The organism is Xanthomonas codiaei (assembly GCF_002939785.1).
In the GTDB taxonomy this organism is placed as follows: Bacteria; Pseudomonadota; Gammaproteobacteria; order Xanthomonadales; family Xanthomonadaceae; genus Xanthomonas; species Xanthomonas codiaei.
This window is the reverse complement of the sequence record NZ_MDEC01000015.1, coordinates 93,099-114,047: the sequence shown is the minus strand read 5'-3', so window position 1 is coordinate 114,047 and position 20,949 is coordinate 93,099. Positions and strand designations below refer to the sequence as shown.

Here is a 20,949-nt window from a genome sequence, read left to right as displayed (position 1 = left end):
CCGGGCGCAGGTATGTGTGCGCCAGTACAGCCATCGACAAGGAACAAGACATGCAAAGACAGGGACAGGCTTGGGTGCGATGGGGGCCCGTGGCACTTGCCATCGCCGTGGCCGGGCTGCATCTGGGTTGGGAGTTCCTGCATGGCGGCGTCAGGAGCCATCATCTGCTCAATCGCGCGGATCTGCCGACCATTTCCAACTGGTGGGGTTTGCTGGTCCTGCCGGGGTTGGGAGCGCTGGCCGGTGATCTGGTGAGCCGCCGCGCATCTGGCTCGCCTGACGCGATCCGGTACGCGGTTCTGGGGGCTGTTGGTGCGATGGCCGCGGGCATCGTGCTCTCGGCGGCCTTCGTGACAGGAAGCGAATCGGCGACATCGGCCGTGTTCCTGTGCATCGTAGCGGCCAGCCTGGTCGTGCCTGCGTACCGAGCCGAGTATCTGTTCGGGTTCGTGCTGGGAATGACCTTCGTCTTTGGTGCCGTGCTGCCTACGCTGTTCGGGCTGTTGGTGGTGGCAGCCTCGGCCATCGCGTGGCGCGTGGTCTATCCGCTGCTGGCAGGGGCAGTGCGCTGGGCGCGACGGTAGCGTGCACTCTGTGGCTTGATGCCTCCTTGACGATGTCGTCGTTGACGCTGAAATCCTGCCATAGCATGGCAATTTCGTGCGCGCGCTCCAACTTCAGCCTGGGCTCCCTGGCCTGTGCAACCGCGGCGACGACCATCGCTGCGATCGCGACATAACTCCGCATCCGTGCGCTCCTTGCAAAATGAGCGGGCAGCTCACTGCATCGGTGCGCGCCGGGTTAGGGAGGCGCACCGCTCCGCGCGGCCGCGGCTGCCACTGCCATTTCACGCTTGTTGGATTTTCGTCAATTCCACCGACACATGAACTTCGCAACGGGGGTGCTTGACTGCATGGGTCAACAATCGTTGCGGAGTTGCGCATGAGTGCAGTCACGGTAGGCAGGGGCGTCCCGGTGTTGTGTGGGCAGGGGGTGGTCCGGGCAGGTGGTGGACTGGCGCGCCGCATGGCAGCGCCTGCGACAGTGCAACACGTTACGCACTGTGTGAGGTCTTCCGTCACGGTGCGTTCGCGCGCCGTTGCCTGCTAGGGGGCGTCATGCGGATCTGTGTTCTCAATGACGCAACCGTGGCGTCCAGCGGGCTGGAGCAGCGCTGTGTGGCCGCGCGCGATGCCGGTTGCGATTACGTGGTGATGGCAGCGCCGTTCGCACGCGACGCCGAAGGCCGGCTGATGGAGCCCACCGGCGACGACGAGGCGCACGCCGGGCGGCTGCGCGAGGCGGTGCAGGCCGCGCAGCAGGCCGGCGTGCAGTTGCTGATCGACGTGCGGCTGGACGAGGTCGGTGGCGCCAGCGCGGTGGTGCGCGACAATCCGCAGTGGTTTCGGGTGCGCAGCACAGCGGTACCGGACCCGCGTCAGCCGCGGGCCACGCCCGAGGTGGCCGAGGCCCGCTTCAGCTATGCGCAGGAAGGTGCGGCCCTGATGGAATGGTGGAGCACGCGCCTGCTGGAGTGGGCCGGGCAGGGCGTGGGTGGCTTCCGCCTGTTGCAGCCGCAGCAGGTGCCGGCACAGCGTTGGCGCGAGTTGATTGCACGCGTGCATGCGCAGGCGCCGGAGGTGGTCTTTGCCGCATGGACGCCCGGGTTGGGCCTGGACGCCTTGCAGCAGCTGTCCGGCGCAGGCTTCGATGCGGCGTTCTCTTCGCTGGCCTGGTGGGATGGGCGCGGCAGTTGGTTCTTCGAGGAAGACACGGCGTTGCGCGCACTGGCGTCGCAGGTCGTGGCGGTGCTGGATGCGCCCGATGGCAAGCGGGCCGCAGCGTCGGAACAGCACTGGCAGCTGGCGTTGGCGCTAGGTGGGGCATGGTTGCTGGACGAGACCCAGCTGCACGCCTTGCCGCCGTCCCTGCGCAGTCGCGAACAGGTGTCCGGTAGCAACGCCGGCCTGCGGCTGCGTCCGCTGTTGCGCGAGGCGACCGGGCTGACCGCGGTGGCGGTGGAGCCGCTGGGCGGATTGCCGTCCTTGTTATTAATCAATAGCGATACCCGGCATGTGGTGCCGGTGGCAGCCTCGGACCTGTTGCGGTTGCTGGGCGATGCCGAAGCGCTGGTGGCCGAGGATGGGCGCACGCTGTCGGGCGCGACGCTGGACGCGCTGGAGCCGGGCGAGGTGCGGGTGTATCGCAGCGTGCCGGCTCGGCATGTGCTGGCGGTGCCGCGCATGCGTCCGCGCGCGCAGACTGCCGGAACCTGGCCACGCGTCTGCATCGAGTCGGTGACGCCGTCGGTGGATCACGGCCGCTTCCCGGTCAAGCGCACCGTGGGCGACCGCATCTGCGTGGAGGCCGATGCGTTCTGCGATGGGCACGACCGCATCGCGGTGGCGGTACTGTGGCGTGCGGCCGATGCCAAGAGCTGGGCCAGCGCACCGATGCGCGCACTGGGCAACGACCGCTGGCGCGCGGAGTTTCCGCTGGAACGCATCGGCACCTACGAATTTCGCGTGGAGGCGTGGCGCGATGTGTTTGCCACCTTGCACGCGGATCTGGAGAAGAAGCGAGCGGCCGATACGGTGCTGCCGGTGGACGTGCAGGAAGCCGTAGCGGTGGTCAAGGCGGCGCATGCGCGCAGCGAGGGCGAGCTGGCGGCGCGGCTGCAGGACATCCTTACCCGCATCGGCGCACAGGGCGAGCCGCTGCAGCAACTGGCCATCGTGCTGGAGCCGGACACCGCACAGGCGATGGCGCTGGCCGACGACAAACCGTTCCGCTCCGAGTACCCGGTCACCTTCCGGGTGGAATCGGAGCGTCGCGCGGCGCATTTCGCCAGTTGGTACGAGTTGTTCCCGCGTTCGCAGAGCGGCGATGTGGCGCGGCACGGCACCTTCGACGATGTGATCGCGCGGCTGCCGCATATCCGTGCGATGAATTTCGATGTGCTGTACATGCCGCCGATCCACCCGATCGGCCTGAGGAACCGCAAGGGGCGCAACAACTCGGTGACCGCGGTCGACGGCGAGCCGGGCAGCCCGTATGCGATCGGGGCCAGCGATGGCGGGCACACCGAGGTGCATGCCGAGCTCGGCGGTCTCGAGGGCTTCCGCCGCCTGATCCAGGCCGCACGCGGGCAGGGGCTGGAAGTGGCGCTGGATTTTGCCATCCAGTGCGCGCCCGACCACCCGTGGCTCAAGGAACACAAGGACTGGTTCACCTGGCGCGCAGATGGCTCCATTCCGTATGCGGAGAATCCGCCGAAGAAATACCAGGACATCGTCAACGTCGATTTCTATGCCAGCGGGGCGGTGCCGGAGCTGTGGAACACGCTGCGCGATGCGGTGCTGTTCTGGGTCAACGAAGGGGTCACGCTGTTTCGCGTGGACAACCCGCACACCAAGCCGTTCCCGTTCTGGGAGTGGCTGATCGCTGATGTGCGCGGGCGCCGGCCGGACGTGGTGTTCCTGTCGGAAGCCTTCACCCGGCCGAAGATGATGTACCGGCTGGCCAAGTGCGGCTTCTCGCAGTCGTATACCTACTTCACCTGGCGCAACCACAAGCACGAATTGCAGGCGTACATGCAGGAGTTGAACGAAGGCGTGCCCAGCGAGTGCTTCCGCCCGCATTTCTTCGTCAATACGCCGGACATCAACCCGTTCTTCCTGCAGACCAGCGGACGCAACGGCCATCTGATCCGCGCAGCGCTGGCAACCACCTTGTCGGGGCTATGGGGCATGTACCAGGGCTTCGAACTATGCGAGGCTACGCCGCTGGCGCCGGGCAAGGAAGAGTATCTGGACTCGGAAAAATTCCAGCTGCGCGCCTGGCCCGAGCGTGCGCCCGGCGATATCGTCGAGGAGATCACCCGCTTCAACCAGCTGCGCCGCATGCATCCGGAGCTGCAGTCGCACCTGGGCACACGCTTCTACCAGGCGCATAACGACCAAGTGCTGTACTTCGGCAAGTTCCTGGATGCTGGTTACCTGTCGCGTAGCCGCACGATGGTGCTGGTGGCAATCAATCTGGACCCGCACGCGGGGCAGGACGCGGACATCGAAATCCCGCTATGGGAGTTGGGCCTGCCCGACCACGCCAGCGTGGCAGTGGAAGACCTGTGGGACGGCCATCGCTTCGCGTGGCATGGCAAACACCAGCACATCCGGTTAGAGGCGACGCGGCCGTTCGCGTTATGGCGCATCCGCGCAGGAGAGGTCGCATGAATGCAGTTCCCGCTTTACAGGCCGACGCAGAACAGTCGGCCGTTGTGGCCGACCAGCTGTGGTACAAGGACGCCATCATCTACCAGGTGCACGTCAAGTCGTTCTTCGACTCCAACGACGATGGCATCGGCGACTTCCCGGGATTGATCTCCAAGCTGGACTACATCGCCGAGCTCGGCGTGGACACCATCTGGCTGCTGCCGTTCTACCCCAGCCCGCGCCGCGATGACGGCTACGACATCGCCGAATACATGGCGGTGCATCCGGATTACGGCAGCATCGAAGACTTCGAGCAGCTGGTGGCGCAGGCGCATGCGCGCGGCATCCGCATCGTGACCGAGCTGGTGATCAATCACACCTCCGACCAACACCCCTGGTTCCAGCGCGCCCGCAACGCGCCGGCCGGCTCGCCGGAGCGCGACTTCTACGTGTGGTCGGACACCGACCAGGAATACGAAGGCACGCGCATCATCTTCTGCGATACCGAAAAATCCAACTGGACCTGGGATCCGGTGGCCGGCCAGTACTTCTGGCACCGCTTCTATTCGCATCAGCCGGATCTGAACTTCGACAACCCGGCCGTACTGGAGGCGGTGCTGGAGGTGATGCGCTTCTGGCTGGATCGTGGTGTGGATGGCCTGCGCCTGGACGCGGTGCCGTACCTGATCGAGCGCTCCGGCACCTCCAACGAAAACCTGCCCGAAACCCACGCCATCCTGCGCAAGATCCGCGCCACCCTGGATGCCGAATATCCGGACCGCATGTTGCTGGCCGAGGCCAATATGTGGCCGGAAGACACCCAGCAGTATTTCGGCCAGAACGCCGACGAATGCCATATGGCGTTCCACTTCCCGCTGATGCCGCGCATGTACATGGCGATCGCGCGCGAAGACCGTTTCCCGATCACCGACATCATGCGCCAGACCCCGGAGATTCCGGAGAGTTGCCAGTGGGCGATCTTCCTGCGCAACCACGACGAGCTGACGCTGGAAATGGTCACCGACTCCGAGCGCGACTACCTGTGGCAGACCTACGCCGCCGATCGCCGCGCCCGCATCAACCTGGGGATTCGTCGCCGGCTGGCGCCATTGCTGGAGCGCGACCGCCGCCGCATCGAGTTGATGACCTCCCTGCTGCTCACCATGCCGGGCACGCCGGTGCTGTATTACGGCGATGAGATCGGCATGGGCGACAATATCCATCTGGGCGACCGCGATGGCGTGCGTACGCCGATGCAGTGGTCGATCGACCGCAACGGCGGCTTCTCGCGCGCCGATCCCGCGCAGCTGGTGTTGCCGCCGGTGATGGACCCGCTGTACGGCTTCCAGGCGGTGAACGTGGAAGCGCAGGTGCGCGACCAGCATTCGCTGCTGACCTGGACCCGCCGCGTGCTCAGCGTGCGCAAGCGCTACCAGGCCTTTGGCCGTGGTGCGCTGCGTTTCCTGTACCCGGGCAACCGCCGCATGCTGGCCTATCTGCGCTGCTACCAGGACGAGACGGTACTGTGCGTGGCCAACCTGTCGCATACCCTGCAGGCAGTGGAGCTGGACCTGTCCGAGTTCGAGGGCCGCGTGCCGGTGGACATCATCGGCGGCGGCAGCTTCCCGCCGATCGGCCGGCTGACCTACCTGCTGACGGTGCCGCCGTTCGGCTTCTATGCCTTCCAGCTGGTCAGCGAGGGCACCCTGCCGGACTGGCATGTGCCCAGCCCGGTGCCGTTGCCGGATTACCGCACGCTGGTGTTGCGCGGCGATACCGACGAAAGCAATGCGCTGCTGCCGCACCTGCCTACGCTGGAAGGCGAGATCCTGCCGGCCTGGCTGTCGGCGCGGCGCTGGTTCTCGGCCAAGGACCAGGCCCTGCGCAGCGTGCGCATTTCGCGTCGCACGCCGCTGCCCGGCGATGAGCCGATGAGCCTGCTGGAGCTGGCGGTGGAGCTGGAAGACGGCCGCCACGAGTGCTACATGCTGCCGGTGGGTATCGTGTGGGAGCGCGAGCATCCCAGCACGCTGGCCGAGCAGCTGGCCTTGGCGCGTGTGCGCCAGGGCCGCGAGGTGGGCTACCTCACCGACGCGTTTGCGCTCAAGCCGATGGTGCGCGGGGTGATCGATGCGCTGCGCCGCAATGCCACGCTGGATTTCCACGACGGCGAGGATGCCGCGCAGCAGGGCCAGGTGCGCTTCGAATCCACCCCGGCGCTGGCCGCGCTGGAGATCCCGGACGACCCGGAGATCCGCTGGTTGTCGGCCGAGCAGAGCAATAGTTCGCTGGTGGTGGCCGACAAGGCGGTGTTCAAGCTGCTGCGGCATGTGGCCACCGGCGCCAATCCCGAGATCGAGATCGGCCGTCGGCTCACCGAGATGGGCTACGCCAATGCCGCGCCGCTGCTGGGCAGCGTGAGCCGTATCGACAACCAGGGCACGGTGACCACTATCGCGCTGCTGCAGGGCTTCATCCGCAACCAGGGCGATGCCTGGCGCTGGACGCTGGACCATCTGGCGCGCAGCTTCGACGAGTACGCCACCGCGCAGACCGATGAGGCGCGTGCCGAAGCCATTGCCGGTTACGACGCGTTCGCGGCGGTGGTGGGCAAGCGCCTGGCCGAGCTGCACGAAGCGTTGTCGCGCGACACCGACGATGCCGACTTCGCCCCGCAGCGTATCGACCTACCCACCGCCAACGATGTGGTGGCCGGGGTGGCGCGACAGGTCGAAGAAATGTGGGACACCGTCAACGCGCGCCTGGCCGCCAGCGAAGAGCCGGTCGAGCGCGAGGCGTTGCAGGCCATCCTGGCGCAACGTCCGCAGCTGGATGCACTGCTTGCCCGGGCGCCCAGCGTGCTGGCCGATTCGCTGCTGACCCGCGTGCATGGCGACTTCCACCTGGGCCAGATCCTGGTGGCCTTCGACGATGTGGTGCTGATCGACTTCGAGGGAGAACCGGCCAAGCCGCTGGCCGAGCGGCGCGCCAAGGCCAGCCCGTTGCGCGACGTGGCCGGCTTCCTGCGCTCGCTCGATTACGCCAGCGAAGTGTCGGCGCGCGGCGAGGAGGGCACGGCCGCGCGCGCCGGGGTGGGCGTGGACACGCATCTGGACCAATTCCTGGTGCAATTCCGCCGCCGCTCCACACAGGCCTTCCTGGACGCTTACCATGCCGTGCTCGACGCTAGCGCCCACCCGTGGATCGCGCCGGCGGCGTTCAACGCCGCCACCTTGCTGTTCCTGGTGGAGAAGGCCTGCTACGAGGTGCGCTACGAAGCCGCCAACCGGCCCGGCTGGTTGATGGTGCCGATCGAAGGGTTGCGACGCATCCTGCAGCGCGCACGCGCCGGTGCAGGAGACACATGATGAGTGGAGTAATGACAGCAGTGAGTAATCGATGGGATCCCGGCGTCATCCGCGCCCTGGCCGAGGCGCGCCATGGGGATGCGTTCGCCGTGCTGGGTGCGCATCCGAGCGACAACGGGCGCGTGTTGCGTACCTATCTGCCTGGCGCCGAGCGCGTCAGTGCGGTGCTGGACGACGGACAGACGATCGCGCTGGAGGCCGGCCCGGAGCCGGGCCTGTTCGCCGGCGAGCTTCCGGCGCAGGGCGGCTACCGTCTGCGCATCGGCTGGCCGGGCGGCGAGCAGGACACCGCCGACCCGTACGCCTTCGGGCCGCAGCTCAGCGACTTCGACCTGCACCTGATCAGCGAAGGCCACCACCTGCAGCTGGCCGATGCCTTGGGTGCAAACGTGGTGGAGGTGGACGGCGTGCGTGGTACGCGCTTTGCGGTGTGGGCACCCAACGCCTCGCGCGTGGCGGTGGTGGGCGATTTCAATAGTTGGGACGCGCGGCGCCACCCGATGCGGCTGCGCCACCAGTCCGGTGTGTGGGAGCTGTTCGTCCCCGATGTCGGCCCGGGTGCGCACTACAAGTATCACCTGCGCGGCCCGCATGGCCACGAATTGCCGGCCAAGGCCGACCCGGTGGCACGGCGCGCGGAACTGGCGCCGGGTACCGCCTCCATCGTGGCCGACCCCACGCCGTTCCAGTGGAGCGACGATGGCTGGATGGCCACGCGCGCGCGTCGCCAGGCGCACGACGCGCCGATGAGCGTCTACGAGATCCACGCCGGCTCCTGGCTGCGCGAAGAAGGGGTGGATTTGGATTGGGACGGCCTGGCCGACCGCCTGATTCCCTATGTAGCCGACATGGGCTTTACCCACGTGGAGCTGATGCCGGTCGCCGAACACCCGTTCGGCGGCTCGTGGGGCTACCAGCCACTGGGCCTGTTCGCGCCCACCGCGCGCTTCGGCTCGCCCGATGGCTTCGCCCGCTTCGTCGACCGCTGCCACCGCGAGGGCATCGGCGTGCTGGTGGATTGGGTGCCGGCGCACTTTCCTACCGACGCGCATGGGTTGGCGCATTTCGATGGCACCGCGCTGTACGAACACGCCGACCCGCGCGAGGGCTTCCATCGCGACTGGAATACGCTGATCTACAACCACGGCCGCCGCGAGGTGTCCGGTTTTTTGATCGCCAGTGCGCTGGAGTTCCTGCAGCGCTATCACGTGGACGGCCTGCGCGTGGATGCGGTGGCCTCGATGCTGTATCGCGACTACAGCCGCAACGCCGGCGAGTGGGTGCCCAACATCCATGGCGGGCGCGAGAACTACGAAACCATCGCCTTCCTGCGCCGGCTCAACTCGGTGGTGCGCGAGCACACTCCAGGTGCGGTGATGATCGCCGAGGAATCCACGGCCTTTCCCGGTGTCACCGCCGACGTGGCGCATGGCGGCCTGGGTTTTCACTACAAGTGGAACATGGGCTGGATGCACGACACCCTGCACTACGCGGGGCTGGACCCGATCTATCGCCGCTACCACCACGGCGAGCTGACTTTCAGCATGGTCTACGCGTATTCGGAGCGCTTCGTGCTGCCGATCTCGCACGACGAAGTGGTGCACGGCAAGGGTTCGCTGCTGGGCCGCATGCCGGGCGACGACTGGCAGCGTTTCGCCAATCTGCGTGCCTACCTGGGTTTCATGTTCACCCACCCGGGCCGCAAGTTGCTGTTCATGGGCTGCGAGTTCGGCCAACCCACCGAATGGAACCACGACGCTGGCCTGCCATGGCAGTTGCTCGACGAGCCGCGCCACCGCGGCGTGCAGACCCTGGTACGCGACTTGAACCGCCTGTATGTCGAATACCCCGCGCTGCACACGCAAGACGATGACCCGTCCGGTTTTGCCTGGGTGGTGGGCGACGATGCCGCCAACAGCGTGGTCGCCTTCCTGCGCAAGGGCAAGCGCGGCGATGCGCCGGTGCTGGTGGTGATCAACTTTACCCCGGTGGTGCAGCACGGCTATCGCATCGGCGTGCCGCAGGGTGGCCAGTGGCGCGAAGTGTTCAACAGCGACGCCGGGCTCTATGGCGGCAGCAACCTGGGCAACGGCGGCAGCGTGACGGCCGAGCAGCAATCCATGCACGGGCACGCGCAATCGCTGCCGCTGCTGCTGCCGCCGCTGGGCGCCATCGTGTTGACCCCGCAGGGCTGATGCCACGCGGGGCGGTTGACCGAGCCGAGCGAGCAGTTGTCAGGCAAGGATGGAAGGCGCGCAGGGCTCTGCGCGTTCGAGCGGTCCCTGCCGAGTACGAGGACCGGCCGTGTCCGCCTGGCAGCTGCGCAGTCGGTTTGGCCGCCACGCTTGCCGGATTGGCTGTTTCTGGCTGAAACAAGGCCGTACCACCGGGCGCTTGGCCCGGCGGTGCGACACCTGCTAGATTCGCGCCTTCGCCGCCCGGGGAGGGTGGCAAGGCACAGCCGCCGCCATGCCTTCCGTGACCGTCCTTGCCGGAGCAGCGTGCGTGCCTGTGGTGAAGTGTCTGAGCGAAACCGGGTCTGCGCCATGTGCAGCGCCCGCAGTGTGGCGTGGGCACCTTGATTGCGTGGCCCCGAACGCCCGCGTGCAGCAGCTTGTGCGGCCACGCCAGCGTGCGCACGAGCATGGCTGTTTCGTTGCGTGCGGGACATGCACGCCTGCAATCGCAGACACCGGTGCCGCCCGATGCTGCTGACCGGTGTCTACCTGCTGGCGGCCGCCGCGGCGGCAACGTTGTTCTACCTGGCCACCATGCATCAGCGCCTGTGGCAGCGCACTCCACGCTGGAGACGGCCACTGCGTGCGGGCGGCCTTGCGCTGTTTGCGCTGTCGCTGGCCTGCGCCATCGCTGCGCTGGGCGTGTGGGCGGGCATCTTCGCGGCGCTGACTGCATTGATGCTGGCGGCCATCGTGCTGCCGTGTGTGGATCTCTGGCGTCAGGCGCGCGCGCAGCGCAGGCAGGTGCGGCATGTGGGCTAGATGGTTGGCAGCGGTGGTGCTGGGCCTGCCATTGGCGGTTGCGCTGGTGGGGTTGTGCGCGCTGCTGCTGCCGGGGCCGCGGCAGTCCTACACGCTGGAGTGGCTGCTGCTGATGTTCCCGGTCTGGATCGGCGCGATGGCCTGGCCGTTCGCATTCCGTAGTGCGGCGCGTGCCTGGTGGTGCCTGGGCGGACTGACCCTGCTGTGCTACCTCGCGCTGGCGATCATCAAGGCGCTGGGCTGGACGGAGCTTCCCGCATGAAGGCCGCCACCTTGCGCGCGTTCCTGTCGGTACACAGCTGGATGGGGCTGCTGGCCGGCATGGCCTTGTTCATCGCCTTCTATGCCGGTGCCCTCACCGTGTTCACCCACGAATTGAGCAACTGGCAGGTGGCGCCGCGCGCGTCGTCGCCGTCGCCGGCCGAACCGGTCGCCGCGGCGCAATCGCTGCTCGATCGCGTCCTCGCTGCGCATCCACAGGTGGCCGAGTCGTTCCTGGTGTTGCTGCCCGGCGAGCATGGGCCGTTGGCGCGGCTGTACTGGTATGGCGCCCAGGCCGATGCCAGTGGCGGCATGCGCCAGTATCAACACGCACCCGACGGCGGTCTGCTGGAACTGCCGCAACGCACCGGCTTTGCCGATTTCCTGTACGACCTGCACTTCACCGCCGGCCTGCCGCGCGTGTTCGGCACCTATCTGTTCGGCGTGGTGAGCGTGCTGTACGGGCTGGCGCTGGTCAGCGGCGTGGTGCTGTATGCGCCGGTGTTCTTCAAGGACCTGTTCGCGCTGCGTCTGGGCGCCAACGTCAAGCGGCTGTGGCAGGACGCACACAATCTGGTGGGCTTGCTGTCGCTGCCGTTCCACGTGATCTTCGCCTGGTCCGGCGCGGTGCTGTGTTTGGGCGTGCTGCTGCTGGCGCCGTTCCAGTTCCTGGTCTTCGACGGCAAGCTGATGCAGATCCTGGAGCCGGACTTCGAGCTCGCACCGCACGCGGCGCCAGCCAAACGCGCTGCACCGCTGCTGCCGGTTGCGACACTGCTGGAACGCGCACGTGCGGCCAGCCCGGGTTTCGTGCCGGAAAGCCTGGCCTACCACGATGCCGGCGACGCCAACGCGCGGGTGGAGGTCTATGGCCATCACGATCAGCGCCGGCTCAACAGCCTGGGCGGGGTGGCGCTGGACGCCACCACCGGCCAGGTGCTGCGCGTGCTGGAGCCGGCCACGATGTCGCCCGGCACCGCCGCCCTGCGCGGGCTGCAGGCGCTGCACTTCGGTAACTTCGGCCATGTGGCGGTGCAGTGGCTGTACTTCCTGCTCGGCCTGGGCGGCGCCTTCCTGTTCTACAGCGGCAACCTGTTGTGGATCGAAACCCGACGCAAGCGCCGCCAACCCGCGCAGCCACGCCGCACACATGCGATGGCGCGGCTCACGGTCGGCGTCTGCCTGGGTAGTGTGGCCGGCATCTCGGCGTTGTTCATCGCGGCGCGGTTTCTGCCGCAGGGCCAGGAGCGGCATGTCTACTACGCGGTGTTTGGCGCCAGCGTGGTGTGGGCCGCGCTGCGCCCGACTGCGCGTGGCGCATATGAGGTGCTGCTGGCCTGCGCCGTGCTGACGGCCACGATTCCGCTGGCCAGCTGCTTCAGCGCGCAAGGCAGCGCCGTTCCTTGGCGGGACCCGACGACGCTGGTCGTCGATCTGGTCGCCTTGGTGATGGCATGGGTATATTGGCAGATGGCGCGTGCCGAAAAGCGACGCGGCCTGCGCGGCGATCCGAACAGTGTGTGGGCGTGGGGGCGAGCGCCGGCCTGAGGGTGTTGTCAAACGCTCTTCTAGCTGTCGTGTGACCACAGGCATGCCAACAGTGCCGGGCAGGGGAGTCGTATGCAACTTGCCAAGGATGCCGGCCTGCGGCGTGGCCGCTGGCATTATGCGATGGTGTCGGCCGTGACTAACGGAGTTGAGGCAATCCAATGCGCTTGCATAAATGGGTGCGCACCATCTTGCTGATCGTGGGCATTCCGGTGGCGATGCTCGTTAATCTTCAGGTTTACGCAACAACAGTTCGTGTGTTCATTACCATCGACATCATGAACGATCAACTGCAACGCAGTGGACTCAGCCAGGTCACCTCTGTGCGCGGAATACCGCACTTCTGCAGGGAAGCGGGATTCATCGACGGGCTTTTTTACGCCGGTGCTGTCGACGTGGCGAGAATTCCGGATGCATTCTGGGCCAGCGCGGCTGCACGCCGGTATTGGCAGCGAGTCCCGTTCGACGAGAATCAGCAATTCGAGTTGCGGCAATGGGCGGACTCGGACGCCTCTGCGGACAAACATTGTCCCGCGCTCCCCCTTGCGAACTCCTCGCGCTACGTGGTCACGTTCCTGTATAGCGAGGACGGAGATCTGGGTCCGCCTACCGCGCGCTCCCGAGGCAAGGGGATCATGATCTATGACACCAAGTCCTCACGACTTTACTGGGCATATAGTGGTTGGTAACGCGATGGTCCGGAGGATCGGGGTGCACACCTGAGCTAAGCGGTGCGGGTAGTGTGCACCGACCCGGCATTGAGGCTGCAGAACGGCGATTCGCTTAGGCATGTGCTATCGCCACACCGTCGACGTGTCTGGTCAACGGTGCTGATATGGCCAGCCACTGGCCGTGATGACGGAGCAGGTCGTTGCAATTTTCGTTTCCCAACGAGCTCGAGATGCAGTGAACACCGGCAAGCGCATCGGTGTGATCTCCGACACCCACGGGCTGTTGCGGCCCGAGGCGCTCGCCGCGCTCAGCGGCTGCGCGCAGATCATCCATGCCGGCGATGTCGGCAAGCCGCAGGTGCTCGAGGCGCTGCAGGCGCTGGCGCCGTTGCATGTCATCGCGGGCAATGTCGATAACCAGCCCTGGGCGGCGGGCCTGCCGCAGACGCTGGATCTGCAGATCGCGGGTGTGCGTCTCCACGTGCTGCACGATCTGAAGACACTGGCACCGCAGGTGCAGGCGGACGTGATCGTCAGCGGGCATTCGCACAAGCCGGCAATCCACACGCGCGAAGGCGTGCTGTACCTCAATCCGGGCAGCGCCGGTCCGCGCCGCTTCAGCCTGCCTGTCAGCGTGGCGCAGCTGTGGCTGGGCGATGGCGCGCCGCGTGCGCAATTGCAGGTGCTGGCGCTGCGTTAAAGGTCGCTGACCTGGCCTGCACGCTGGCGGGGCCATCCTGCGGCCTTGCGTTGTTGCCAGGAGTTTCCATGAACACCCGTCGCCAATTCCTCTCCGCCGCCGTTGCCGGCACCGCGGCCCTGGCCGCTGCCCCGCTGATGGCCAAGCCAGCTGCACCCGGCAGCGTGATACCCACGCGCGGCAAGGCCACAGCCGCGTCGCTGCCGACCAATCCGCCCGACAAGACCGTGCGCTATCGACCGGGCACGCGGCTTGGCTTCGGCGGTGTGGCGATCGGCAACGGGTTTGCGCCCACCAGCGATGCGCAGAGCGAGCAGACCCTGGCGGCGGTGTGGGAGTCGGGCGTACGTCATTTCGATACCTCGCCGTGGTACGGGCTGGGCCTGTCGGAACGGCGCATGGGCCGCCATCTGCACACCCATCGTGCCGCGGACTACGTGCTCTCCACCAAGGTCGGGCGGTTGCTCACCGCCACCAGCAAGCCGCCCAAGACGATGTGGGTGCAGCCCTCGCCATTCGACTACCGCTACGACTACAGTGCCGCCGGCGTGCGGCGTTCGATCGAAGACAGCCTGCAGCGCCTGGGCGTGTCGCAGATCGATATCGTCTACATCCACGACCTGTCGCCGGACAACGAAAAAGACCTGGGCATGCCCTGGGAGCAGCGCTTCGCCGAAGCGGCCAGGGGTGCGATGCCGGAGCTGACCAGGATGCGCAAGGAGGGCCTGATCAAGGCCTGGGGCTTTGGCGTCAATCGCCCCGAGCCTGCATTACGCGCGATCGAAGAGGCCGACCCGGACATTTTCCTGCTGGCCTGCCAATACTCGCTGCTCGACCACGCGCAGGCCTTGCACGACACCTTTCCGAAGATCGCCAGGCATGGCGCCTCGGTGGTGGTGGGTGCGCCACTGCTGGCCGGTTATCTGGCCGGGCGCGAGCGCTATCTCTACGATGGCACCGTGCCGCAATGGGCGCCGGCCAAACGACAGAAGGCGATGGCGATCTGCGAGCGGCATGGTGTGGATCTGCGTACCTTAGCGCTGCAGTTCGCGGCTGCCCCGAAGGTGGTGTCGGCAGTGATTCCGGGTGCCCGCACGGCCGAACAGGCCAGCGCCAATGCAGCATCGATGCGCGTGGCGATTCCGGCGGCGGTGTGGGAGGAGCTCAAGCGCGAAGGCGTGATCGAGGCGGATGCGCCGGTGCCCGTTGCGCATTGAGGGATGATGCCTGGACCGCCTGTTCAAACATCTGCGTGGCGGCCAGGGCGGGCGTGGCAGGTGCTCGTGCGATGCGTCCAACAAGGCGCAGCCTCGCTGCATTTCCTTCTCCTACCGGGATATTGTCCCCTTCATCGGGGAGAAGGTGCAGCGAAGGGGCGGATGAGGGTGCGGAACAAGCGACCACGCCCGCGATGAGCAGTCGATTGCGCCAACCCCGCTCTGCACGCCCGGGAACGACTGCAGCGTCATTGCGCGTCAAGTTCCCGATCATGCCAAGCGCAGCTAGCCGCCACGCATCACGGAATCAACAGCGGCCGCAAGGCAGGCACGTGTCTTGCCAACTCGTCGGCAATGATCGCCGCAAAGACATCCGCGCCCTCGGGGCCAAGATGCGTGTAGTCGAAGGCAAGTTTGGCCTGGCCCATCGGTTCTGCACTGGCATTGTCCTGTGCAGTGGCAGTCGCGGTGGCTGCAGGCACGCTGGCGGCTTCAGGCATTTTCGACGATGGCGATGGCGATGACGATGACGGCAGCGTTTGCGCCGGCGTCTTGCCGATGGTGGTGCCCGATTGCGCTGCGATCACCTGCTGCGGGTCGGCCGGGCGCTGCGCCAGCCGCATGGCCAGCACCGGGCCCATGCCCTGCACCAGCGCGCGGCTGCGCGCGTGCAGGTCGATCAGTGGCACCTGTAGTTCGCGCGCCACCGCACGCGTGGCCTCCGCCCAGGGGCCCAGGTCGTCCAGCAGCTGGCCGCGTTCGAACTGCCGGCGCGTCAACGGCGTCACCAGCACCGGCATGGCGCCGGCGGCACGCGCCTCGGCCACATAGCGGCGCAGATTGGCAGGAAACTCGGTCGCCAGGTCGGTCGAACGCCCCGGCTTGCCTGGCTGGTCGTTGTGGCCGAACTGGATCAGCACCACCACCTGTCGATAGCCGCCGCTGCGCAACTCCTTGAGCGCAAGCTCCCACGAGCCTTCTGCGCGGTAGTTGGCCGTGCTGCGGCCGCCGCGTGCCAGGTTCACGCAGCTCAGGAACGAGGTCACATGCTGCGCGCAAAAACTCGGCCCCCAGCCACCCTGCACGGCGGTGGTGGAATCGCCGACCAGCACGATCTTGCTGGCGGCGAACGCAGGTGCCACCGCAGCTGTGCTGCCCATGCCAGCGGCAGCGGCTGCAATCGGCACGCTGGCCGCAGCCAGTGCAAACACCAACAGCGGCGCAACAAGAGAACACAAACGCATGGGATCACCGTCGAGGAAAGGCGGTCAGAACGTGCCGCGCTGGATGAAGGGGGCTTGCTGATACAGCCGTCGCTCGCCGCCGCGGGGGTCCAGGGCCAGCCGGCTGGGCACGTCGAACAGCAAGGTCTCGCGGTGCTCCAGCGAATACGGCTCCCAGCGCGGCAGGCCGCGTTGATTGGGGTCGCCATGGCGCGCGAACGCGAGCAGGGCGCTGCTCATCTGCTCGGCCATCTGCTGCGCGGCAGGGCTGTTGCCGGTACGCGAACCGGGCTGCGCAATGGTGTCGAACACCAGCGGGATATCCAGCGTGTGGAAGGCGCCGAACTTGCCGCCATCCAGTGGCGAGCCCCAATCCAGTTGATAGACCCAGGTGGGCGCGCCCTGGCGTGCGCGCGCTTCGGCCTCCTCGACCGCCCCACGCCAGGAGCGTCCGGCCGTGGTGGCGGCGAAGAACACCTGCGACGGCGTGTAGTGTGGATACAGCCGGCGGTATTCGGCGATCACTACCTGCGGCAACAGGTCCACGTATTGCTGGGCTTCCAGCCTGGCCGGTAATTCGTCCCAGCTCAGCGCGAAGTTTTTCGCATCGTTGCCGAGAAACGCGCGGGTCTCGTCGCGGGTATTGCCGATCACCATCGGAATGCCAGCAGACTGCAGCGGCGCGGTGGGCCAGAACGGATGCACCGGCACGTTGCGCGCATCCAGCACCGGGCCGAAATACAGCGCGCTATTTTCCACCCGCGAGGGGTCGCGCACCTGCGCGGCGGCGGCCAACAGCTGCGCCACCGGCAACGTGCGCAGCCGCGGCAGGTCGCCAGGTGTCAGTTTCAGCGCGTCCAGCAGCAGCTGCGCGCGCTGGCTGGCCGCACGCGGGCCGGCCACGGTGACCTGCTGGCCGCTCATGGTCCAGGCGCGGTGGAACAAGCCACGTGCGGCCGGCATCGCCATCAGCGTGGCGATCTTGGCGCCGCCGCCGGATTGGCCGAAGACGGTGACATTGCCGGCGTCGCCGCCGAATTCGGCCGCATGCTGGCGCACCCAGTGCAGCGCCTGGATCAGGTCCAGCTGGCCGGCATTGCCCGAATCGGCAAAGCTGGCATCGCCCAGTTGCGCCAGCGACAGGTAGCCGAACAGGTTGAGCCGGTGATTGACGGTGATCACCACCACATCGCCGCGTTTGCACAGGCGCACGCCGTCGTAGAGCGGGTCGCTGCCCGAGCCTGTGGTGTAGCCGCCGCCGTGGATATAGAACAGGATCGGCCGCCGGCCACCATCGCGCAGGGCCGGCGTCCACACGTTGAGGAACAGGCAGTCTTCGCTGCTCGGTTCGCTGGCCTTGGATTGCGGGGCGGCGGCGCCGAAGCCGGTGGCATCGCGCACGCCCTGCCAGGGCACTTCCGGCAGCGGGGCCTGGAAGCGCCGCGCGCCGGTGTCGCTGCCGTACGGGATGCCCTTGAACACGCAGATGCCGGCATCGCGCAGGCCGCGCACGGTGCCGCTGCGCAGGTGTGCCAGCGGCGCGCTGTCCTCGCGTGGTGGTGCTGGCGCCGCGGCGGCTGCGGCAACGCCGGGCAAGGCGGCTGCGGCGGTTGCAAGCAGGCCACCGCGCAGCAGCGTGCGGCGGCGCGGGTCGGGCGCGCGCGGTGCGCTCATCGCCCGGCATCCTTCTTCGCCGATGCCGCCGATGCCGCCGATGCCGGTGGCGTGGTGATATGGGCAATCCAGGCCTGCGCCAGCTGCGGCCAGGCGGCCAGGGTCAGCCCGGCGATGCGCTCGGTGCCGAAGCCATGGCCGCCCTGCGCAAACACATGCAGCTCGCTGGGCACTCCGGCGCGCAGCAGTGCGTCGTGCATCAGCAGGCTGTTGCGCACCGGCACCACACTGTCGTCCTGCGCATGCAACAGGAAGGCCGGCGGCGTGCGCGCGTCCACGTGCAGCTGCGGAGAGTAGGCGCGCACCTGCGCAGCGCTGGGCGCGCTGCCGAGCAGGCGCTGCCGCGAGCCCGGATGCGCGTTGGCGCTGTCCATGTCGATCACCGGGTAGATCAGCAGCTGGAAGTCCGGCCGGGCGCTCAAGGCATCGGCGGCATCCTGCGCCGGGTACACCTGTGCGGCATAGCGCGTGCCCAGGCTGGCGGCGACATGGCCACCGGCCGAAAACCCCATCACCCCGACCCGGTGTGCATCGATGCCGTAACGCGCCGCGTTGGCGCGGATCAGCCGCAGCGCACGCTGGGCGTCGGCCAGCGGTACGTCGGCGCCGTTCGGATGGCCTTCGCCCGGCAACCGGTAGCGCAGCACGAACAGGGTGATGCCGGCCTGGTCGGCAAAGCCAGGCGCCAGTGCACTGCCTTCGTTGTCCAGCACGATGCGCTGGTAGCCGCCGCCCGGGGTGACCAGCAGCGCAGTGCCGTTGGGCTGCCTGGGCCGGTACACCACCAGATAGGGCTGGCTGATGGACTGGATGTAGCGGTCAGGGCGGGCGGCATCGCTGCTGCGGTCCACGATGCGCTGCGGCTGCGCCAGCGCGGTGTCTCCCGGTGCCATGCCGGCCGGCCAGAGTGCGATCCGGCTGGCCTGCTCGGCCGCTGTATCGGCGCTGGCCGCCTCGGCCGTCCAGGCGGGCATGGCGGTCAGCATCAGGGCACCCAAGACCAGCGCAAGGCTCCGGCGCAGCCGGTGTAACGGCTCGCGGCCATGGCGTTGATGGCTTGTCTGTCGCATCGCCCCTCCCAGGGTCGCTTCGCAATCGCGGTCACAATGCCGCACTGCACATTGCCAATGACACCGGTTTACCATATACAGCACACCGTGCCGCTGTCGATTGGCAGTGCAACAAAACATCCATCAGGGAGACACCCTTGAGCAACGACGCCGCCACCCCGCCAACGTCCACATCCGCGCTGTCCGACATCGCCCAGCGCTTTGTGGAGGCACGCCGTGCCGGGGCATCGCTAGCCGATTTTCCCGGGCAAATCCCCGCCGACCTGGTCACCGCCTACCAGGTGCAGGACATCGCCATCAGCCAGTGGCATGACCAGGTGGTCGGCTGGAAGGTGGGCTACATCGCCGCCGAGCGCCGCGATGCCTCCGGCGACGAACGGCTGCTGGGTCCGATCTTCTCTCAGAAGCTCTGGAATGCTACCGGTGGAACAACCGAGTTCCCGATCTATGTCGGCGGCTTCGGCGCGGTGGAAGCCGAATACGTGCTGCGCCTGGAAGCCGATGCCCCCGGCGGCAAGACGCGATACACCCCGGACGAGGCCGCTGCACTGCCGGCGAAGCTGTTCATCGGGGTCGAGATCGCCAGCAGCCCGTTGGCGACCATCAACAAGCTGGGGCCGCGAGTGGTGATCTCCGATTTCGGCAACAACAACGGGCTGATCCTGGGGCCGGAAGTCACCGACTGGCTGGGCCGCGAGGAGACCGAACTGACTGCCGAAACGCTGATCGACGACCAGGTCGTCGGAACCGGAGGCGCCACCACGCTGCCCGGTGGATTGCGCGCGGCCTACGCATTCGCGCTCAGCCGTTCGGCCCAGCGCGGGCGTCCGCTCAAGCGCGGTGATCTCATTGCCACCGGCAATGCCACCGGTATCCACGACATCGAAGTGGGACAGCATGCCCTGATTCGCTTCGCCGGCATCGGCGACATTTCCTGTACGGCCGTGTCCGCCAGCTGAGCGCGGACCCCGTGACCAGACGCTTGGGAGGGCGCCAATGATCACACGCAGACATTTCCTCGGTGCCGGGCTCGGTGCCGCCGCTGCCGGCCCCTGGCTGGGCGCCGGCGCCACCACGCCGATTCCCGGCGGCCAGCTGCTGACCGCCACCGACGTGCACGTGGGTGACTACCCCACCGTGGAAGCGGTGCGCTGGTTCGGCAAGCAGCTCGAAGCCCGCACCAACGGCCGGCTCAAGCTGCGCCAGTACCACTCCGGCCAGTTGGGCCGCGAGTCGGAAGCGATCGACATGGCGCGCTTCGGCGCCATCGATATCACCCGCGTCTATTCGGGCGCGTTGAACAACACCTTTCCGTTGACCCAAGCCCTATGCCTGCCGTACGTGTTCGATTCGGTGCCGCATCTGCGCCGTGCCATCGACGGGCATGTGGGCGACAGCGTGCTGCGCAGCTTCGAACAGCGCGGCCTGGTGGGCCTGGCGATCTACGATTCGGGTGCGCGCTGCTTCTACAACACCAAGCATCCGCTGCACCGCCCGGAAGACCTCAAGGGTCTGAAGCTGCGCGTGGCCTCGTCGGACATCTTCCTCAAGCTGATGCGCATGCTGGGCGCCAACCCCACGCCGATGTCGCTGGGCGAGACGTTCTCGGCGATGGAAACGCACATGATCGACGGTGCGGAAAACAATATGCGCAGCTTCCAGTCCAGCCGGCACTTCGAAGCGGCACGGTACTGGTCGCAGAGCGAGCATTCCTACGCACCGGACATCCTGGTGATGTCGCGGCAGAGCTTCGAGTCGCTGAGCGCGGCCGATCGCGGCCTGGTGGTGGAACTGGCGCGCGCGTCGGTGCCGGTGATGCGCGAGTTGTGGGATGCGTCCGAGACGGTCGCGCGCCAGCAGGTGATCGATTACGGCGTCAAGCTCAATCAGGTCGACATGCCGGCGTTCCGCGCCGCCGCCGCGCCGCTGCTGGCCGAATACCGCAAGCAGCCGGAGATCGAAGCGCTGTACCGCCGCATCCGCGATTTTGCATAGAGGTGTCCC

15 protein-coding genes are annotated in these 20,949 nt (G+C 67.2%); 12 read left to right on the top strand and 3 right to left on the bottom strand.

Translation table 11 applies throughout. From position 1 onward, the window contains the following. Positions 1–89 precede the first annotated feature (89 nt). The 10 genes from XcodCFBP4690_RS12485 (at position 90) to XcodCFBP4690_RS12435 (ending at position 14,978) form a co-directional block, all read left to right on the top strand. Positions 90–584: a hypothetical protein gene (locus tag XcodCFBP4690_RS12485; RefSeq protein ID WP_104541234.1), complete on the top strand. Its 495-nt coding sequence runs from the start codon at positions 90–92 to the stop codon at positions 582–584. A 534-nt stretch (positions 585–1,118) separates the two neighbouring features. Beyond that, on the top strand, positions 1,119–4,235 hold the full coding sequence (locus tag XcodCFBP4690_RS12480) for an alpha-1,4-glucan--maltose-1-phosphate maltosyltransferase (RefSeq protein WP_104541233.1): 3,117 nt from the start codon (positions 1,119–1,121) through the stop codon (positions 4,233–4,235). Beyond that, positions 4,232–7,582 carry a maltose alpha-D-glucosyltransferase gene (gene treS / locus XcodCFBP4690_RS12475; RefSeq protein ID WP_104541232.1) on the top strand — a complete coding sequence of 1,117 codons (3,351 nt, stop codon included), beginning with the start codon at positions 4,232–4,234 and terminating at the stop codon, positions 7,580–7,582. The genes XcodCFBP4690_RS12480 and treS overlap by 4 nt, the downstream gene beginning before the upstream one ends. A gap of 20 nt (positions 7,583–7,602) precedes the next feature. Next, the gene (gene glgB, locus XcodCFBP4690_RS12470; protein WP_208622737.1) at positions 7,603–9,777 is read left to right on the top strand and encodes a 1,4-alpha-glucan branching protein GlgB; all 2,175 of its coding nucleotides are present in this window, start codon (positions 7,603–7,605) and stop codon (positions 9,775–9,777) included. A gap of 510 nt (positions 9,778–10,287) precedes the next feature. Next, the gene (locus XcodCFBP4690_RS12465; RefSeq protein WP_104541230.1) at positions 10,288–10,581 is read left to right on the top strand and encodes a hypothetical protein; all 294 of its coding nucleotides are present in this window, start codon (positions 10,288–10,290) and stop codon (positions 10,579–10,581) included. After that, positions 10,571–10,843 (top strand): hypothetical protein, encoded by a 273-nt coding sequence (locus XcodCFBP4690_RS12460; protein WP_104541229.1) that lies wholly within the window; start codon positions 10,571–10,573, stop codon positions 10,841–10,843. The genes XcodCFBP4690_RS12465 and XcodCFBP4690_RS12460 overlap by 11 nt, the downstream gene beginning before the upstream one ends. Then, entirely contained in the window at positions 10,840–12,390 is a 1,551-nt protein-coding gene (locus XcodCFBP4690_RS12455) for a PepSY-associated TM helix domain-containing protein (RefSeq protein WP_104541228.1), read from the top strand. The genes XcodCFBP4690_RS12460 and XcodCFBP4690_RS12455 overlap by 4 nt, the downstream gene beginning before the upstream one ends. 179 nt (positions 12,391–12,569) lie before the next feature. Next, positions 12,570–13,079, top strand: coding sequence for a hypothetical protein (locus tag XcodCFBP4690_RS12450; RefSeq protein ID WP_208622736.1), 510 nt, complete (start codon positions 12,570–12,572; stop codon positions 13,077–13,079). Positions 13,080–13,296: 217 nt separating this feature from the next. Next, the gene (locus XcodCFBP4690_RS12445; RefSeq protein ID WP_244183638.1) at positions 13,297–13,761 is read left to right on the top strand and encodes a metallophosphoesterase family protein; all 465 of its coding nucleotides are present in this window, start codon (positions 13,297–13,299) and stop codon (positions 13,759–13,761) included. Between the two features lie 68 nt (positions 13,762–13,829). Further along, positions 13,830–14,978, top strand: coding sequence for an aldo/keto reductase (locus XcodCFBP4690_RS12435; RefSeq protein WP_167394593.1), 1,149 nt, complete (start codon positions 13,830–13,832; stop codon positions 14,976–14,978). Positions 14,979–15,277: 299 nt separating this feature from the next. Here the strand turns inward: XcodCFBP4690_RS12435 and XcodCFBP4690_RS12430 are convergent, their stop codons facing one another. From XcodCFBP4690_RS12430 to XcodCFBP4690_RS12420, 3 genes are all read right to left on the bottom strand, one after another. Further along, a complete protein-coding gene (locus XcodCFBP4690_RS12430) occupies positions 15,278–16,138 on the bottom strand; it encodes a rhamnogalacturonan acetylesterase (RefSeq protein WP_410049768.1) in 861 nt (286 codons plus the stop codon). A 108-nt stretch (positions 16,139–16,246) separates the two neighbouring features. After that, positions 16,247–17,875, bottom strand: a complete 1,629-nt coding sequence (locus XcodCFBP4690_RS12425) for a carboxylesterase/lipase family protein (RefSeq protein WP_146091892.1) — start codon at positions 17,873–17,875, stop codon at positions 16,247–16,249. After that, positions 17,872–18,945, bottom strand: coding sequence for an alpha/beta hydrolase (locus tag XcodCFBP4690_RS12420; RefSeq protein WP_146091891.1), 1,074 nt, complete (start codon positions 18,943–18,945; stop codon positions 17,872–17,874). The genes XcodCFBP4690_RS12425 and XcodCFBP4690_RS12420 overlap by 4 nt, the downstream gene beginning before the upstream one ends. A 137-nt stretch (positions 18,946–19,082) precedes the next feature. On the opposite strand from XcodCFBP4690_RS12420, the gene XcodCFBP4690_RS12415 reads away from it, so the two are divergent. After that, complete coding sequence (locus XcodCFBP4690_RS12415; RefSeq protein ID WP_104541224.1) at positions 19,083–19,904, top strand: 2-keto-4-pentenoate hydratase; 822 nt, start codon at positions 19,083–19,085, stop codon at positions 19,902–19,904. Between the two features lie 37 nt (positions 19,905–19,941). Beyond that, positions 19,942–20,940, top strand: coding sequence for a TRAP transporter substrate-binding protein (locus tag XcodCFBP4690_RS12410; RefSeq protein WP_104541223.1), 999 nt, complete (start codon positions 19,942–19,944; stop codon positions 20,938–20,940). The last annotated feature ends 9 nt before the right edge of the window (positions 20,941–20,949 follow it).

Bases quoted from the DNA above. Each gene is read 5' to 3' on its own strand.
- XcodCFBP4690_RS12480 (WP_104541233.1), top strand. From the start codon at position 1,119: ATGCGGATCTGTGTTCTCAATGACGCAACCGTGGCGTCCAGCGGGCTG.
- treS (WP_104541232.1), top strand. From the start codon at position 4,232: ATGAATGCAGTTCCCGCTTTACAGGCCGACGCAGAACAGTCGGCCGTT.
- XcodCFBP4690_RS12465 (WP_104541230.1), top strand. From the start codon at position 10,288: ATGCTGCTGACCGGTGTCTACCTGCTGGCGGCCGCCGCGGCGGCAACG.
- XcodCFBP4690_RS12460 (WP_104541229.1), top strand. From the start codon at position 10,571: ATGTGGGCTAGATGGTTGGCAGCGGTGGTGCTGGGCCTGCCATTGGCG.
- XcodCFBP4690_RS12455 (WP_104541228.1), top strand. From the start codon at position 10,840: ATGAAGGCCGCCACCTTGCGCGCGTTCCTGTCGGTACACAGCTGGATG.
- XcodCFBP4690_RS12435 (WP_167394593.1), top strand. From the start codon at position 13,830: ATGAACACCCGTCGCCAATTCCTCTCCGCCGCCGTTGCCGGCACCGCG.
- XcodCFBP4690_RS12430 (WP_410049768.1), bottom strand. From the start codon at position 16,138: ATGGGCAGCACAGCTGCGGTGGCACCTGCGTTCGCCGCCAGCAAGATC.
- XcodCFBP4690_RS12425 (WP_146091892.1), bottom strand. From the start codon at position 17,875: ATGAGCGCACCGCGCGCGCCCGACCCGCGCCGCCGCACGCTGCTGCGC.
- XcodCFBP4690_RS12420 (WP_146091891.1), bottom strand. From the start codon at position 18,945: ATGCGACAGACAAGCCATCAACGCCATGGCCGCGAGCCGTTACACCGG.
- XcodCFBP4690_RS12410 (WP_104541223.1), top strand. From the start codon at position 19,942: ATGATCACACGCAGACATTTCCTCGGTGCCGGGCTCGGTGCCGCCGCT.